Below are 13,373 nucleotides of genomic sequence, written 5' to 3'. Positions count from 1 at the left end.
TAGTTCAATGTTTAACCACAAAGAGGCAGTTTCATTCGAATTGATATATACTCATTGTCTCTATTTTAAAAAGAAAGGTCTGATACTATGCGTACGCTTGTTTCCTATTTACTTATTGCATTACTAAGCTTTGGGCTTTTGGTCAACGAAGCCTCAGCGAAACGTTTTGGTGCTGGCAGAAGTTTTGGCATACAACGTTCACAAAGTGCTCTGTATTCACCAAATAAAGTGCAAAAATCCAGTGTTTTTGGGCAAAACACAAAAAATACAAGCCGATGGGGAGGATTACTCAGTGGGTTATTAATTGGCGGCTTGCTTACCAGTTTATTTATGGGGCATGGCTTTGCTAATGGGATCTTGTCATGGTTGATTATGGGGGCAATTCTCTTCTTTGTTATTGGCTTTTTCCGTAAAAGAATGCAACCTGGATTTCAAGCAAATCAAGGACAAACTCGTTCTTTTAATCAAAGTCCTTTTAATAATTTTACCCAATCATTCAGTAACAGTTCAGGAAATAGCGATGCGAGTAATGCGTCTGAATATCCTGCAGGTTTTGTGCCTGAAACATTTTTACGTGAAGCCAAAGTGACATTTAACCGCTTACAAGCTGCTTATGATCAAAAAAACCTTCAGGATTTGAGTGAGTTCACAGCACCAGAAGTATTTGCTGAAATCAAGATGCAATTAGATGAGCGGGGAAATGCCGCGAATAAAACAGATGTAATCACTTTAAATGCTGAGCTCCTTGATGTTTCAAGACAGTCTAATTCGCTCATCGCCAGCGTCCGCTTTACCGGTTCAATTAAAGAAGATAATGAGCCCGTTAGTCAACTTGATGAAATTTGGCATTTCCGTCAATTCTCTAATAGTTCTCAATGGGTTGTCGGCGGTATTCAGCAGGAAGTATTCCAACCTTAATTCTAATGTAGATAACCTGGGTATCTCGTTCTTGAAACCCAGGTTATGCTTCATCATCAATCAAAATTAAATGCCCATCTCTATTCCGACGGCACGTAGGCGGTAAGGTGAATTGTCAACAGTCTCTAGTTCAAAACAAAGCTTTCATCAAAAATCAGAACTTGATTTCGCCCATTTTCTTTAGCTTTATATAATGCGCTCTGCCTGTCTCACAAAACACATAGAATAAATCCCTGCTCTCATGGCAAAAGTGCCACCTGCCAACCACTCAAAAACCTGAGCTACGCTGTGCCCAGGTTACATGAGGGAAAGTTCTAATTTTTTATGAGTCTTTAGACGTATTGCACATCAATAATTTCGTAATCCACCATACCACCGGGTGTATTTACTGTTACTGAATCGTCCAATTCCTTGCCAATTAAAGCTCGGCCGATCGGGGAACTATAGGAGATTTTATTTTGTTTAATATCAGCCTCATCTTCACCTACAATTTTGTAGGTGACTGTGGCATCTGTTGCAATATGGCACACAGTAACTGTAGCGCCAAAAACCACCTTGCCATTATTGGGCAATTTGCTGATATCAATAATTTGTGCGTGAGATAATTTTGCTTCCAACTCCTGAATACGCCCCTCATTAAAACTTTGCTGTTCTCGAGCAGCATGATATTCGGCATTTTCTTTCAAATCACCGTGAGCTCGTGCTGTAGCAATCGCTTCAACAATACGGGGTCTATCCACAAATTTTAAACGATTTAATTCTTCCTTCAGTGCTTCTGCACCTTGTACTGTCATAGGATGTTTACTCATATCTACCTCAAAAAAAAATTCCCTGGTAATTCTACCTTTTCTCCAATACAACAAGAAAAAGAGCTTTTCAGATTAAGTTAAAGAAACCATTGTAACGATCGTAGCCTGGGTGAGGACGTAAGTCGTACCCCGGTTCAATCTGTCATAGGAAAACCCGGGTTGTGCTCCGCTTCACCCAGGCTACAATTTTTATTAATGTAAATCCTGCAATCGAGTTACAGTGTCTCTATCTTCATATTTCATAGCCAAGCAAGCCGCCTCAGCTCCTGATAGAGTAGTAGTATAGCTAACCTTGTGTTGCAATGCATTGCGCCTGATTGCAAAAGAATCGGCGATTGCTTGCTTACCTTCAGTTGTATTTACAATAAAATCGATTTCATTATTTTTTATAAAATCTAAAACGTGAGGCCGGCCTTCGTTCACCTTAAATACTCGACGACAATCCACTCCTGCTGCTTGCAAAGCCAATGCGGTACCGCGCGTTGCAATAATTTCAAAGCCTAGCTCAATCAACCGCTTAGCAATTTCACCTACTCGTGTTTTATCTGCGTCGCGAACGGAGACAAAAGCGCGACGGCGCTTAGCTATGTTACAACTGGCTCCCAATTGGGCTTTAGCATAAGCTTGTCCGAAACGTCTGGCGATCCCCATCACTTCGCCAGTAGATTTCATTTCAGGTCCAAGAATGGAATCTACTCCAGAAAATTTGATAAAAGGAAAAACTGGCAGTTTAATTGAATAAAATGAGGGCATGTGGTGATTTTGGCTCAAACCTTGTTCCTTTAAACTAATGCCCAATTTGCACAGAGCAGCAATTTTAGCCAAAGGCAATCCTGTCGCTTTGGAAACAAAAGGAACCGTTCTTGATGCTCTTGGATTAACTTCCAAAACATAAATGTCATCAGCTTGAATAGCAAATTGTGCATTAATCAAACCCACAACACCCAAATTCAATGCCATTTGCCGCATTTGCTCCATTAGGTCCTGTTGAACCACAACGCTTAAGCTAAAGGGAGGTAAAGTACAAGCAGAATCTCCTGAATGAATACCAGCCTGTTCTATGTGCTCCATTACCGCACCAATCAATACTTCTTTCCCATCACATACTGCATCAATATCTACTTCAATTGCATCATTCAAAAATTTATCCAATAAAACAGGTGAATCATTGGATACAGCAACCGCATGCGATAGATAGTGGCGTAAATCATCTTCTTGGTACACAACTTCCATAGCTCGGCCGCCGAGAACATAGGAAGGTCTAACCACCAATGGGTAACCGATTTTATTTGCTAAAGCAATGGCTTCTGTCTCACTACGCACAGTACCATTATCCGGTTGATGTAATTTCAATTCAGTGACCAATTTTTGAAAGCGATCCCTATCTTCCGCTCTATCAATTGCATCAGGCGAGGTCCCAATAATTTTAACACCGTTAGCTTCCAATGCGCGCGCTAATTTTAATGGGGTTTGTCCACCGTAGTGAACAATAACTCCATCCGGATTTTCTACATCAACAATACCTAAAACATCTTCTAGGGTTACCGGTTCAAAATACAACCGATCGGACGTATCAAAATCCGTAGATACTGTTTCAGGGTTACAATTGACCATGATGGTCTGGCAACCTGCCTCCCTAAGGGCCATAGCTGCGTGAACACAGCAATAATCAAACTCTATTCCCTGACCAATACGGTTAGGCCCTCCACCAAGGATCATAATCTTTTTCTTGTCCGTATCCGGACGCGCCTCACAACGGGTTTCATAACAAGAATACATATATGCCGTATCACTAGGGAATTCGCCAGCACACGAATCAATGCGCTTGTACACAGGAATAATTCCTAGTTCTTTACGTCGTGCACGTACCTGCTCTTCAGTACACGTCCATATTTTAGCCAAATAAGCATCGGCAAAACCACGGCGCTTCAACAAACGTAAAGTTACTGTATCGATATCTGATAATGCTTTGCCTTCCATAGAGCGCTCCAGAGCGACGAGTTCCTCGACCTGAGCTAAAAACCAGGGATCAACACGGCTTTCTTGATGAATTTCTTCAAGAGACATATTGTTTCTAAATGCATCAGCGATATACCAAAGTCTATCTGGGGTTGGCTCTCGCAAATGCCCTCTTAAACGTGCTAAATCACCTTTTGGAAATAAAGAATGCAGACCACAGCGCCCTATTTCTAAACCACGAATTGCCTTTTGCAACGATTCCTGAAAATTGGAGCCAATAGCCATAACTTCACCCACTGACTTCATCTGCGTAGTCAATGTATCCGAAGTTTGTGGAAATTTATCGAAATTAAAGCGAGGAACTTTAGTCACTACATAATCAATACTTGGTTCAAATGATGCAGGGGTCTTTCCACCGGTAATTTCATTTTTTAATTCATCAAGAGTATAGCCTACGGCCAGTTTAGCGGCGACTTTCGCAATGGGGAAACCCGTTGCTTTGGAGGCTAAAGCAGAACTTCGAGAAACCCTCGGGTTCATTTCAACCACCAGCATTCTTCCATCTTCAGGATTAACCGCGAATTGTACGTTCGATCCTCCCGTATCAACTCCTACCGCTCTTAATACTTTAATAGCCGCATCACGCATGCGCTGATATTCTTTATCGGTGAGCGTTTGTGCAGGAGCTACAGTAATCGAATCACCTGTATGAACCCCCATAGGATCAAAATTTTCAATGGTGCAGACAATAATGCAATTATCATTTTTGTCACGTACGACTTCCATTTCAAACTCTTTCCAGCCAAGCACCGATTCATCAATCAGTAACTCATGAGTAGGCGACAACTCCAACCCACGCGTACAAATTTCTTCAAATTCCTCACGGTTATAGGCAATACCGCCCCCGCTGCCCCCCATGGTAAATGATGGACGAATAATAGCTGGATAGCCTAACTGCGCCTGTACCTGAATTGCTTCTTCCATACTATGGGCAATCGCTGAGCGGGGCATATCCAAACCAATTTTAATCATCAATTGGCGGAATTTTTCTCTATCTTCAGCACGATCAATCGCTTCTCGTGTTGCGCCAATCATTTCGACATTATATTTTGCCAAGATTCCTTCGCGGACCAAGTCCAAAGCACAGTTCAAAGCGGTTTGGCCTCCCATAGTTGGCAAAAGGGCATCTGGGCGTTCAATTTCAATGATACGTGCAACCTCTTTCCAGGATACCGGCTCAACATAGGTGGCGTCTGCAAGTTCTGGATCGGTCATGATGGTTGCAGGATTGGAATTTACCAGGATCACCCGATATCCTTCCTCCCTTAGGGCGCGTACCGCTTGGGTACCTGAGTAATCAAATTCACAAGCTTGTCCTATCACGATAGGACCTGCTCCAAGGATAAGAATGGATTTAATATCGGTTCGTTTTGGCATATTGGCAACAAAAAAGAATAAAATTGACGTATTTTACCTACTTTTGCTTAAAGTTTATACCCTTGATGCAAAATTAACTGTATCGATTAGCTAAAATAATTTGTAATCCGGCCTCAGTTAACGATAAATATTTATAATTAGGATCTGCTGTTGTTCGTTCCAGCCATTCATTAGCAATACAGATGTCAGTTAATTTTTGTACGGATTCCAATGATACCGATTGTTTTAATTTTTGAGTAAGCATAGCGGCTGCATCTTCTTCCATACTTAAAAACACTTGATCGCGAGTTATGCCTCGATTTTTCATTTCATCATAAAATAAATTTAAAATATCAAGTTCATTCATGATGAGTGCCCTTAAAAATAATCGCTTTGAATACTTACAGTATAAGCTTAAATTAATACCTCGGTTATGATTCAAAAGAAAAAGACTTGGATGTTTGAATAGTTGGTACTACTCAACTGAGTTGGGTTTTAGGCGATTCTACATTATTCACTTCAGAATTCTGATTGACTAATTCATCATCGAGTTTTGTAGGAGAGGAATGATTCATTCCCGAACCAAAAAACGATTGCGGAGAAGAACCCAAGCCTAATTTTATTTTTTGCGAATTCGATAATACAGCAAGCAAAGCATCCGCCAAAATAGACATTTGGGCCGCCGCCTCATCTAGCTCTTGGGAAGAGCAGTCCTCTATTGTAAGAACATACCAGATATACCTTGTTGTCATTCCATTATACTGGTCTGGATTTTTCAACAAGTCTTTGTTTAGAGGATGGCGAGGATTTTCTTTTAACCAATGTAATAAACTCTCCTTATCTGTTACGTAACTGTTAGCAGGCACATTATACCATTTGCCATCCGTTTCATTCTTATATTGTTTCACCAACAAAATGGGTGTTTCCACATCATTATAGGCGATTAACTCATCCTTAATTTGTGTCTTGTCATCGTTAACTAAAGCAGTTCGTACCTCCTCCAGCTTTTTCGATAAAAGGTTATATTGTATAGACAACTTTTTTAAAGAGTCCAATCGTTGTTTTGCTTCATGGGGTAAAGGGGCTTTGACATCAGCTAATTCGTTTATGAGTGCATCGATTTTTTGTAATTGGGTGTGATCCCATAATAAAGGCGGTTTCTTAGTGTCTTTATGTTCCAAATCAGGAACTTCTAAATCTTCGTGCACCACGACAACGTCTTGTAATTCCCCTCTAATGCGTTGAAATCCATCAAAATCAACATCATCAATTAACTCGTCTGGGTTAATCCCTGCAACAAAAGCTCTAGCACGTGAAGATAAATCTGCATCAAAGAGGGTTTGCGAATTATATGCACTCCAAAAGCCATCCATTTCATAAAGCAAACCATTTTTAAAACCCAGCCAGAACGATTCGAGCATATTAATTACAGTATTGTAAATTAAATAAGTCGCTGTAATTGCAAGAGCGATTGCAGTGATTGCCAATGTCATAGGCACAACAATCATCATCGTCAACAAAAAATTCGTTATGGGTGACATGCCGTTATTTTTAAATGCGAAAGCCAAATATATAGGCAAGCCTATTGCAGCTGCAACGCCCAAAATCAATGCGATTGTTGCATACAACATGTTGTATGCAAGTATACGTAATGGCAATATGGTAATACCCAATAAAATCGCTAAAATATGTTTTAGAATGTACATAAAATGTATTAATAATTAATAAGTTGAATGATTGTATAAAAAAATCACATTGCGCGCAATGAGAAATCTTTGAATCCCAACTAGACGCATGTTAACCTTGCACATGTTTAGGTTTAACTCAAGTCGATCCGAAATGGAAGCAGTTGATGTCATTATTGTAGGTGCAGGCGCCGCAGGTTTAATGTGCGCCATTGAAGCAGGCAAACGCCATCGTAAAGTTCTGGTGTTAGATCATGCGAATAAAGCAGGAAAAAAGATTTTAATGTCAGGAGGTGGCCGTTGTAATTTTACTAATTATTATATTGAGCCTGAAAAGTACAAATCCCATAATCCCCATTTTTTTAAATCTGCTTTAACTCGCTATACTCAATGGGACTTTCTCGAACTTGTGAAGAAACATAAGATCCCGTTCCATGAAAAATCCTTAGGACAATTATTTTGTGATAATAAGTCAAAAGATATCGTTGATATGCTGCTCAAGGAATGTGCTGCTGCAGAAGCGACTATTCAACTCAATACCAACATAGAGCACATTCAAAAATCACAAGGCTTTAAAATACAAACTTCAAAAGGGATATTTCGTTGTAAGTCTTTAGTCATTGCCAGTGGTGGTTTATCCATACCTACAATGGGAGCAAGCCCATTCGCCTATAAAGTTGCAGAACAGTTTGGGATTAAAATATGGCCAACTCGTGCCGGACTAGTGCCTCTTACTTTGGATGTATTGGAGAAAGAACGAGTCGCTCTACTTTCAGGGATTGGTATTGATAGCTTAGTAAAAAATGCACGCATCGAATTCCGTGAAAATACATTATTCACGCATCGCGGTTTGAGTGGCCCTGCAATTTTACAATTATCGTCCTATTGGCATGCAGGAGAAAGTATTTGTATTAATTTATTGCCGGAAATCAATGTATTGGAGTACTTAAAAAATATACGTCTCGAAAAACCACAAAAACAATTAAACTCAATTTTGTCCCTACATTTACCGAAACGAGTCATCGAACTCTTTATTTCACCAGAACTTGCCGAAAAAAAACTTGCCGAGTTATCAAATCGTGATTTGGAATCTATAGCAAAACAACTCAACTCCTGGATAGTAAAACCTAATGGCACCGAAGGGTATCGCACTGCCGAAGTAACCATTGGCGGTGTGGATTGCCATGCCATTTCTTCAAAAACAATGGAAGCTCAAGATGTCCCCGGACTATATTTCATAGGGGAAGCCTTAGATGTTACCGGTTGGTTAGGAGGGTATAATTTTCAATGGGCTTGGTCATCGGGATGGGCAGCCGGGCAAGTGGTATAATTCCTCTACGTGTTATTACAGCATGTGCAATGTTTTGCCAAAACTAAAGTAATAAGCAAAACATCGAACAAGTCATCAAATGCCTTGATGAAGCGTTATCTAACTCTTCTCATCAAATATAGGCCTAAAAGGGCAAAAATAAAAGTAGGACCCAAAGCAGCTAATTCAGGTGGCAATTGAAAAACTGTACTGAGTGGGCCAAAAAAGCGACTTAAAATATGAAAGCTAAATCCGACTGCAGCACCTACTAATAATTTTGATCCCATCGTGCTCGAACGCAAAGGCCCAAAAATAAATGGGATGGAGAGAATCATCATCACCATCGTCGTAAGTGGTTGAATAATTCGTTGTAAAAAAGCGAATTGATAATTATGCACATTTTGATGATTACGCTTTTGTTCTCGTATGTAGCGATTCAATTCTTTCAAGGTCATTTCATCCGGATCGCTACTGCTGATCATCAAGATTTTGGGTTTTACAGGCACCTCCCAAGGAAGAGAAGCAATAGTCCGAGCTGTGATTTTATCTGCGCTAAAATCCGTTTGCTGTACATTATAGGCAACCCAACCGGTTGGAGTATATTTGGCTTCACGAATAAAACGAGACATTTTTAAATGATGATGCACATCAAAATGAAATTGATAAATGTTGTTTAGGACATTATTAGATCGTATCACACCCACAGAAATAAAATCATTACCATAACGCATCCAAAAACCACCTTTTGTGGTTCTTAATGTTTGTCCACCGCTGATTGCAGCCGATTTATAATCATTCCCATAATGAGATAAGTAGGGGACTAAGGTTTCGCCCAGTGCCGTAACGATTACAATGAGTACTAAAGATGCTTTTAAAACTGCCCAGGTTATTTGTCCTATAGACATTCCTGAGGCCCGCATTACTACTAATTCACTATTATTGGCCAAAATTCCAAGGCCAATCAAAGAGCCCAGAAGGCTTGCCATAGGGAAAAATAAATAGACTTGATATGGCATTTGTAACAAAATAAAAAACGTTGCTTGAGCGATACCGTAATCAACTCGACCTAGATCACTTATTTCGCCGACAAATAAAATAAAAATCTCTAGACCTACTAGCATGAGCGTGACTAAAGCAATAGAGCCGAGAACAGTTTTCGCTATGTAGCGGTCTAATATTTTCATACTCATGCCAGCTTCGCCCTATCACGCCAGATTAGTAATAGTCCAAAGATAACAATGATAAGATGAACCCACCATAAACCCATCCATTGTGGTGTTTTTCCAGAAATCATTGCATCACGCCCAATAAACAAAAAGTTAGCATATAAAATATAAATAATGATTGCGGGTAATAACTTGGCATACTTCCCAGAACGAGGATTAATACGGCACAAGGGAACAGCAATCAAAGTCAAAGTAAAAACCATGATGGGTACGGATATACGCCATTGTAACTCAGCTGCCTTAGCAGCACTTTTATTATTGTAGGGTAATAAGCTTGCAGTACTCATTGTACGAAGATCTTCAGATGCCTGGATTACAGGATGTGGTAATCGTGTTTTATATTGGCCAAATTCCGCAACTTGATAATCAGCATGGCCTGGCACCCCCTGATATTCTTTACCCTTTTGCAGAATAATATAATCCTCACCTGTTTTTGCATCGGTTTCAGCAAAGGCTTGATCCGCCCATAATATATCCCAACGCATTTGCTTATTGACAACACTTCGTTTTGCCAGAAATACCTGTTCAGCCTTGGCATGATCACGACTCATAGATTGAACATAAAACACTTCCTGACCACCATTAATGGCATGAAAACGTCCAGGCATGATTGTTTGAACCAAGGTTTGTATCCCCGTAGTACGTAATAGCTTAGCACGTTCGATATATATTAAAGGGCTGACCCAAATCATTACTATAGTCACAATAATCGCCACTACTGTTGCCATGATAAAACTATGTTTTAATAATTGATTTGGCCCATACCCACAAGCACGTAATACGGTCATCTCACTTTCAGCATATAAACGCCCAAAAGCAAGCAACAGGGCAATATAAAAACCTAATGGAATCAGTAAACTTAGTAAAGTGGGCAATTCCAGCATCATTAACTTCATAATAATGACGCCCGGAATATTTCCGGAAGCTGCCCGATTGAGATATTGAATGAATTGATTGCTCAGAAAAATTAATACCAATATGGAAGTTAGCGAAATCAAAGTGACAAACACTTCTTTAGCTAAATAACGAAAAATGATCACTCAATCAATGCCCCCATTTTAGTAATCTTATTCATAGAATCATTCTCATCTTAAGCATTGTATCCTCTTGTGGAGAACTAAAAAAGCCTTTTCTATCTCACACAGAAACAATCAATTATAATAAGGAAGGAGAACAACATGAAGGCGACCTCGATTTTTAGGGCTTCGATCAGTATATGGAGGATATGACAGGGGAAATCTAAAAACAGCACAAACTCGATTGTTTGCACTGTTTTTTAAAATAGATACTAATTAATGTTTAACTTCAGTTGCTTTTTTAGCTTCTTGAACGAATCCAAACATTGCTTTCTCAACAATTTGAAAAGATTTTTGCATGTAATCTAAAGCCTTGTGACCATTTTCAACAGCTAGATTAATTTGCTTTTCTAATAGTTCTTCAGGTTTTTTAATGCTCGCAATCTCTTCAGGTTTGAGATAATGCATACCTTGTAATGTTTTTACATTCAATTCAGCCATGGCTTGAAAAGGCTCTTGAAGTTTTTTCGCCATTTCAGTCCATCTTTCGAAATTTTGTTGAGTCATGATACGCTCCTCTATGTTGCATTGCACAATTTAATATTAGTACATAGATAATAAATATGTCAATGAGTTAGCGAAAAAAATTTTGCGATGCAGCATAAGTAGAAAACACGTTGAACTCACTTATTTTCATTGATAAAAGCAACTTACCTTTAGAAAATATCGGGTTTAACTTTTAAATAAGCTTTGCCATTGTTGCATCATTTTTTGCATTTGCTGATTCCATGTTTCAGTTGCCTGGCGGTAAGGGTTATTTTGCAAAGGTTTCTCCATAGCTTGAAACATTTGTTCCATCATCTGTTTCAAAGACGCATGCATTGGATGATTTGCCAAAGCGATGATTTGTCGCAAAATATCTGAAGATAAAAATTGAGTTGAACCAGCCTCCATCTCGACAATAATTTGTAGCAAAATTGAGTTGGTTATGTCATTTCCGGTTAAGGAATCTTCTACTTTAAATTGCTTTCCATCTACAACATAACGCTGTAACTCTTCAAGGGTTATATACTGACTGGTTTCAGTATCATAAAGCCGACGATTTTTGTATTTTTTTATTAATCGAGTCATTGTTTTTCTCTTGATATTTAGGTGATTTTGAATTGTTAAAAATCTCACCCTATTCCTCATTACCTTATCAGTTAAAAAACTGCCTTAAGATCCTGGGAACACGCCGTAGGACGAAGACAACAGATTGATTCCTTAACTGAATGGCGATGAATCGACACCCTCTCCTGTCAGCAGGAGAGGGTCTTTAATAAGGAAGATACTATCATTTTAATACATGTGGAGGCCACCATTGACGCTTAAATTAGCTCCGGTAATATATCGACTCTTCTCACTAATTAAAAATTCTACAGCCCAAGCGATTTCTTGAGTTTGTGCCAAACGTTTAGCAGGAATTTGCGCAATAATCCCGTCCAGGATATCTGGTCTAATCCCTTTCATTAACCGAGTATCTACATAACCTGGAGAAAGACTGTTCACGGTGATGTTTTTACTCATTAGTTCTTGTGCCAAACTTTTAGTGAAACCATAAACACCCGCTTTCGATGCAGCATAATTTGCTTGCGAAAATTGTCCTTTTTGGGCATTCACCGAAGAAACATTGACGATTCGTCCTGATTCATGGTCTTTCATGTTTTCAACTACATGACGAGTTACATTAAACATCCCATCAAGATTAACAGTTAACACTTCATCCCATTGTTGTTTGGTCATTTTTGTAAATACTGCATCGCGAGTGATGCCTGCATTATTAATTAGCGCATCGATATTACCGTACTCTTCAATAATGGAAGAAATAACAGTTCCACATTGATCATAATCGGTAACATCCATATGTCGAAAATAGATATTCTTATATCCCTCATCTAATCGCTCTTGTTCCCATGCTTTTCCTTCTTCGTCAGAAATTAGATCAAGAGCAAAAATATGTTTATAAGAAGAGTTTAATTCCTTCGCGATTGCGGTGCCGATATCGCCAGTACCACCAGTGATCAATACAATATTATTATGTTGCATAGGATTCTCTATGAGTTAGGATGTTGTGAGAATTAATGAAAAACTGACTATCAAGCCCAAGGTTAACCCTGGGCCTAACTGTTACATATACTGTCCGCCATTAATATCCAAGTTCGCACCGGTAATAAATCCACTATCCGGAGAGGCTAAAAAAGCAACTGCATCAGCAACTTCTTTTGGATACCCCAAACGACCAACAGGTATACTTGAGATGATTGACTTGAGGACTTCTTCTTTCAATGAAGATAGCATTGGCGTTTCGATATAGCCAGGAGAAACCGTATTCACAGTGATGCCTTTATTTGCTACTTCCAGGGCGAGACTTTTAGTGAATCCATATAATGCAGACTTGGTTGAAGCATAATTACATTGGCCAAATTGACCTTTTCGTCCGTTAATTGAAGAAATGCTAATAACACGACCATAACCCTTATCGAGCATTAAGGGGATGACATTACGGGTCATATTAAATACGCTGGTTAAATTGGCGTCAATCACGCATTGCCATTGTTCTGGAGTCATTTTTCGTAAACTGCAATCTTGAGTAACTCCGGCATTATTAACCAGAACATCAACACGACCATAGCGCTCCATGACTAAGGCCATTATTTTTTCACAATCTGCAAATTGTGCGATATCACCATAAACGATATCAATATCATATCCGAGCTTTTTTTGTTCTTCTTGCCATTGCTTCGCTTCTTCATGTTTTCCATGTTTGAAATAACACGCGACAACTTGAAATTCGGCAGCTAAACGTTGACAAATGGCGGTGCCTATACCACCAGTACCACCAGTAACTATTGCTACACCTTTCATCATAACCAACTCCCTGTAATTGCGACAATAAAATACTACTATAGACAATAATAACTAAAAAACAAATAAAACCATCGAATTCACTCTGTCCTATCATCTTCATGATACGACAGAGTGAGAAATTATAGAAA

The 13,373-nt window shown here is 39.2% G+C and carries 12 protein-coding genes; 2 read left to right on the top strand and 10 right to left on the bottom strand.

Going from position 1 to position 13,373, the window contains the following annotated elements; translation table 11 throughout:
- The first annotated feature begins 87 nt into the window (after nucleotides 1–87).
- Nucleotides 88–918: a Tim44 domain-containing protein gene (locus DGG96_RS00230; protein WP_110141017.1), complete on the top strand. Its 831-nt coding sequence runs from the start codon at nucleotides 88–90 to the stop codon at nucleotides 916–918.
- Between the two features lie 332 nt (nucleotides 919–1,250).
- Here DGG96_RS00230 and greA read toward each other — a convergent pair whose 3' ends face one another.
- The 4 genes from greA to DGG96_RS00210 form a co-directional block, all read right to left on the bottom strand.
- Nucleotides 1,251–1,727 carry a transcription elongation factor GreA gene (greA, locus tag DGG96_RS00225; RefSeq protein WP_058469593.1) on the bottom strand — a complete coding sequence of 159 codons (477 nt, stop codon included), beginning with the start codon at nucleotides 1,725–1,727 and terminating at the stop codon, nucleotides 1,251–1,253.
- Nucleotides 1,728–1,919: 192 nt separating this feature from the next.
- The gene (carB, locus tag DGG96_RS00220; protein WP_110141016.1) at nucleotides 1,920–5,123 is read right to left on the bottom strand and encodes a carbamoyl-phosphate synthase large subunit; all 3,204 of its coding nucleotides are present in this window, start codon (nucleotides 5,121–5,123) and stop codon (nucleotides 1,920–1,922) included.
- 73 nt (nucleotides 5,124–5,196) lie between these two features.
- A complete protein-coding gene (locus DGG96_RS00215) occupies nucleotides 5,197–5,469 on the bottom strand; it encodes a hypothetical protein (RefSeq protein WP_110141015.1) in 273 nt (90 codons plus the stop codon).
- Nucleotides 5,470–5,581: 112 nt separating this feature from the next.
- A complete protein-coding gene (locus tag DGG96_RS00210; protein ID WP_126955299.1) occupies nucleotides 5,582–6,808 on the bottom strand; it encodes a phage tail tape measure protein in 1,227 nt (408 codons plus the stop codon).
- Between the two features lie 133 nt (nucleotides 6,809–6,941).
- Between DGG96_RS00210 and DGG96_RS00205 the strand changes: the two genes are divergently transcribed.
- Complete coding sequence (locus tag DGG96_RS00205; protein ID WP_110141013.1) at nucleotides 6,942–8,117, top strand: BaiN/RdsA family NAD(P)/FAD-dependent oxidoreductase; 1,176 nt, start codon at nucleotides 6,942–6,944, stop codon at nucleotides 8,115–8,117.
- Nucleotides 8,118–8,212: 95 nt separating this feature from the next.
- Here the strand turns inward: DGG96_RS00205 and lptG are convergent, their stop codons facing one another.
- From lptG to phbB (DGG96_RS00175), 6 genes are all read right to left on the bottom strand, one after another.
- Complete coding sequence (gene lptG / locus DGG96_RS00200; protein ID WP_110141012.1) at nucleotides 8,213–9,286, bottom strand: LPS export ABC transporter permease LptG; 1,074 nt, start codon at nucleotides 9,284–9,286, stop codon at nucleotides 8,213–8,215.
- Nucleotides 9,283–10,362 (bottom strand): LPS export ABC transporter permease LptF, encoded by a 1,080-nt coding sequence (lptF, locus tag DGG96_RS00195; RefSeq protein ID WP_110141011.1) that lies wholly within the window; start codon nucleotides 10,360–10,362, stop codon nucleotides 9,283–9,285. Before lptF ends, lptG begins: the two co-directional genes overlap by 4 nt.
- 252 nt (nucleotides 10,363–10,614) lie before the next feature.
- Nucleotides 10,615–10,905, bottom strand: a complete 291-nt coding sequence (locus DGG96_RS00190) for a phasin family protein (RefSeq protein ID WP_165831554.1) — start codon at nucleotides 10,903–10,905, stop codon at nucleotides 10,615–10,617.
- 165 nt (nucleotides 10,906–11,070) lie between these two features.
- Nucleotides 11,071–11,469 (bottom strand): polyhydroxyalkanoate synthesis regulator DNA-binding domain-containing protein, encoded by a 399-nt coding sequence (locus DGG96_RS00185; RefSeq protein WP_110141009.1) that lies wholly within the window; start codon nucleotides 11,467–11,469, stop codon nucleotides 11,071–11,073.
- 207 nt (nucleotides 11,470–11,676) lie between these two features.
- Nucleotides 11,677–12,423, bottom strand: a complete 747-nt coding sequence (gene phbB / locus DGG96_RS00180) for an acetoacetyl-CoA reductase (protein ID WP_110141008.1) — start codon at nucleotides 12,421–12,423, stop codon at nucleotides 11,677–11,679.
- Nucleotides 12,424–12,504: 81 nt separating this feature from the next.
- Nucleotides 12,505–13,245, bottom strand: coding sequence for an acetoacetyl-CoA reductase (phbB, locus tag DGG96_RS00175; protein ID WP_165831553.1), 741 nt, complete (start codon nucleotides 13,243–13,245; stop codon nucleotides 12,505–12,507).
- Nucleotides 13,246–13,373 lie beyond the last annotated feature (128 nt).

The sequence above is a fragment of the Legionella qingyii genome, assembly GCF_003184185.1.
Note: the sequence above shows the minus strand (reverse complement) of the source record. Positions and strands in the feature narration are given on the sequence as shown.

Excerpts from the sequence above, each read along its gene's own strand:
- DGG96_RS00230 (WP_110141017.1), top strand. The coding sequence starts at position 88 with ATGCGTACGCTTGTTTCCTATTTACTTATTGCATTACTAAGCTTTGGG.
- greA (WP_058469593.1), bottom strand. The coding sequence starts at position 1,727 with ATGAGTAAACATCCTATGACAGTACAAGGTGCAGAAGCACTGAAGGAA.
- carB (WP_110141016.1), bottom strand. The coding sequence starts at position 5,123 with ATGCCAAAACGAACCGATATTAAATCCATTCTTATCCTTGGAGCAGGT.
- DGG96_RS00215 (WP_110141015.1), bottom strand. The coding sequence starts at position 5,469 with ATGAATGAACTTGATATTTTAAATTTATTTTATGATGAAATGAAAAAT.
- DGG96_RS00210 (WP_126955299.1), bottom strand. The coding sequence starts at position 6,808 with ATGTACATTCTAAAACATATTTTAGCGATTTTATTGGGTATTACCATA.
- DGG96_RS00205 (WP_110141013.1), top strand. The coding sequence starts at position 6,942 with ATGGAAGCAGTTGATGTCATTATTGTAGGTGCAGGCGCCGCAGGTTTA.
- lptG (WP_110141012.1), bottom strand. The coding sequence starts at position 9,286 with ATGAGTATGAAAATATTAGACCGCTACATAGCGAAAACTGTTCTCGGC.
- DGG96_RS00190 (WP_165831554.1), bottom strand. The coding sequence starts at position 10,905 with ATGACTCAACAAAATTTCGAAAGATGGACTGAAATGGCGAAAAAACTT.
- DGG96_RS00185 (WP_110141009.1), bottom strand. The coding sequence starts at position 11,469 with ATGACTCGATTAATAAAAAAATACAAAAATCGTCGGCTTTATGATACT.
- phbB (WP_110141008.1), bottom strand. The coding sequence starts at position 12,423 with ATGCAACATAATAATATTGTATTGATCACTGGTGGTACTGGCGATATC.
- phbB (WP_165831553.1), bottom strand. The coding sequence starts at position 13,245 with ATGATGAAAGGTGTAGCAATAGTTACTGGTGGTACTGGTGGTATAGGC.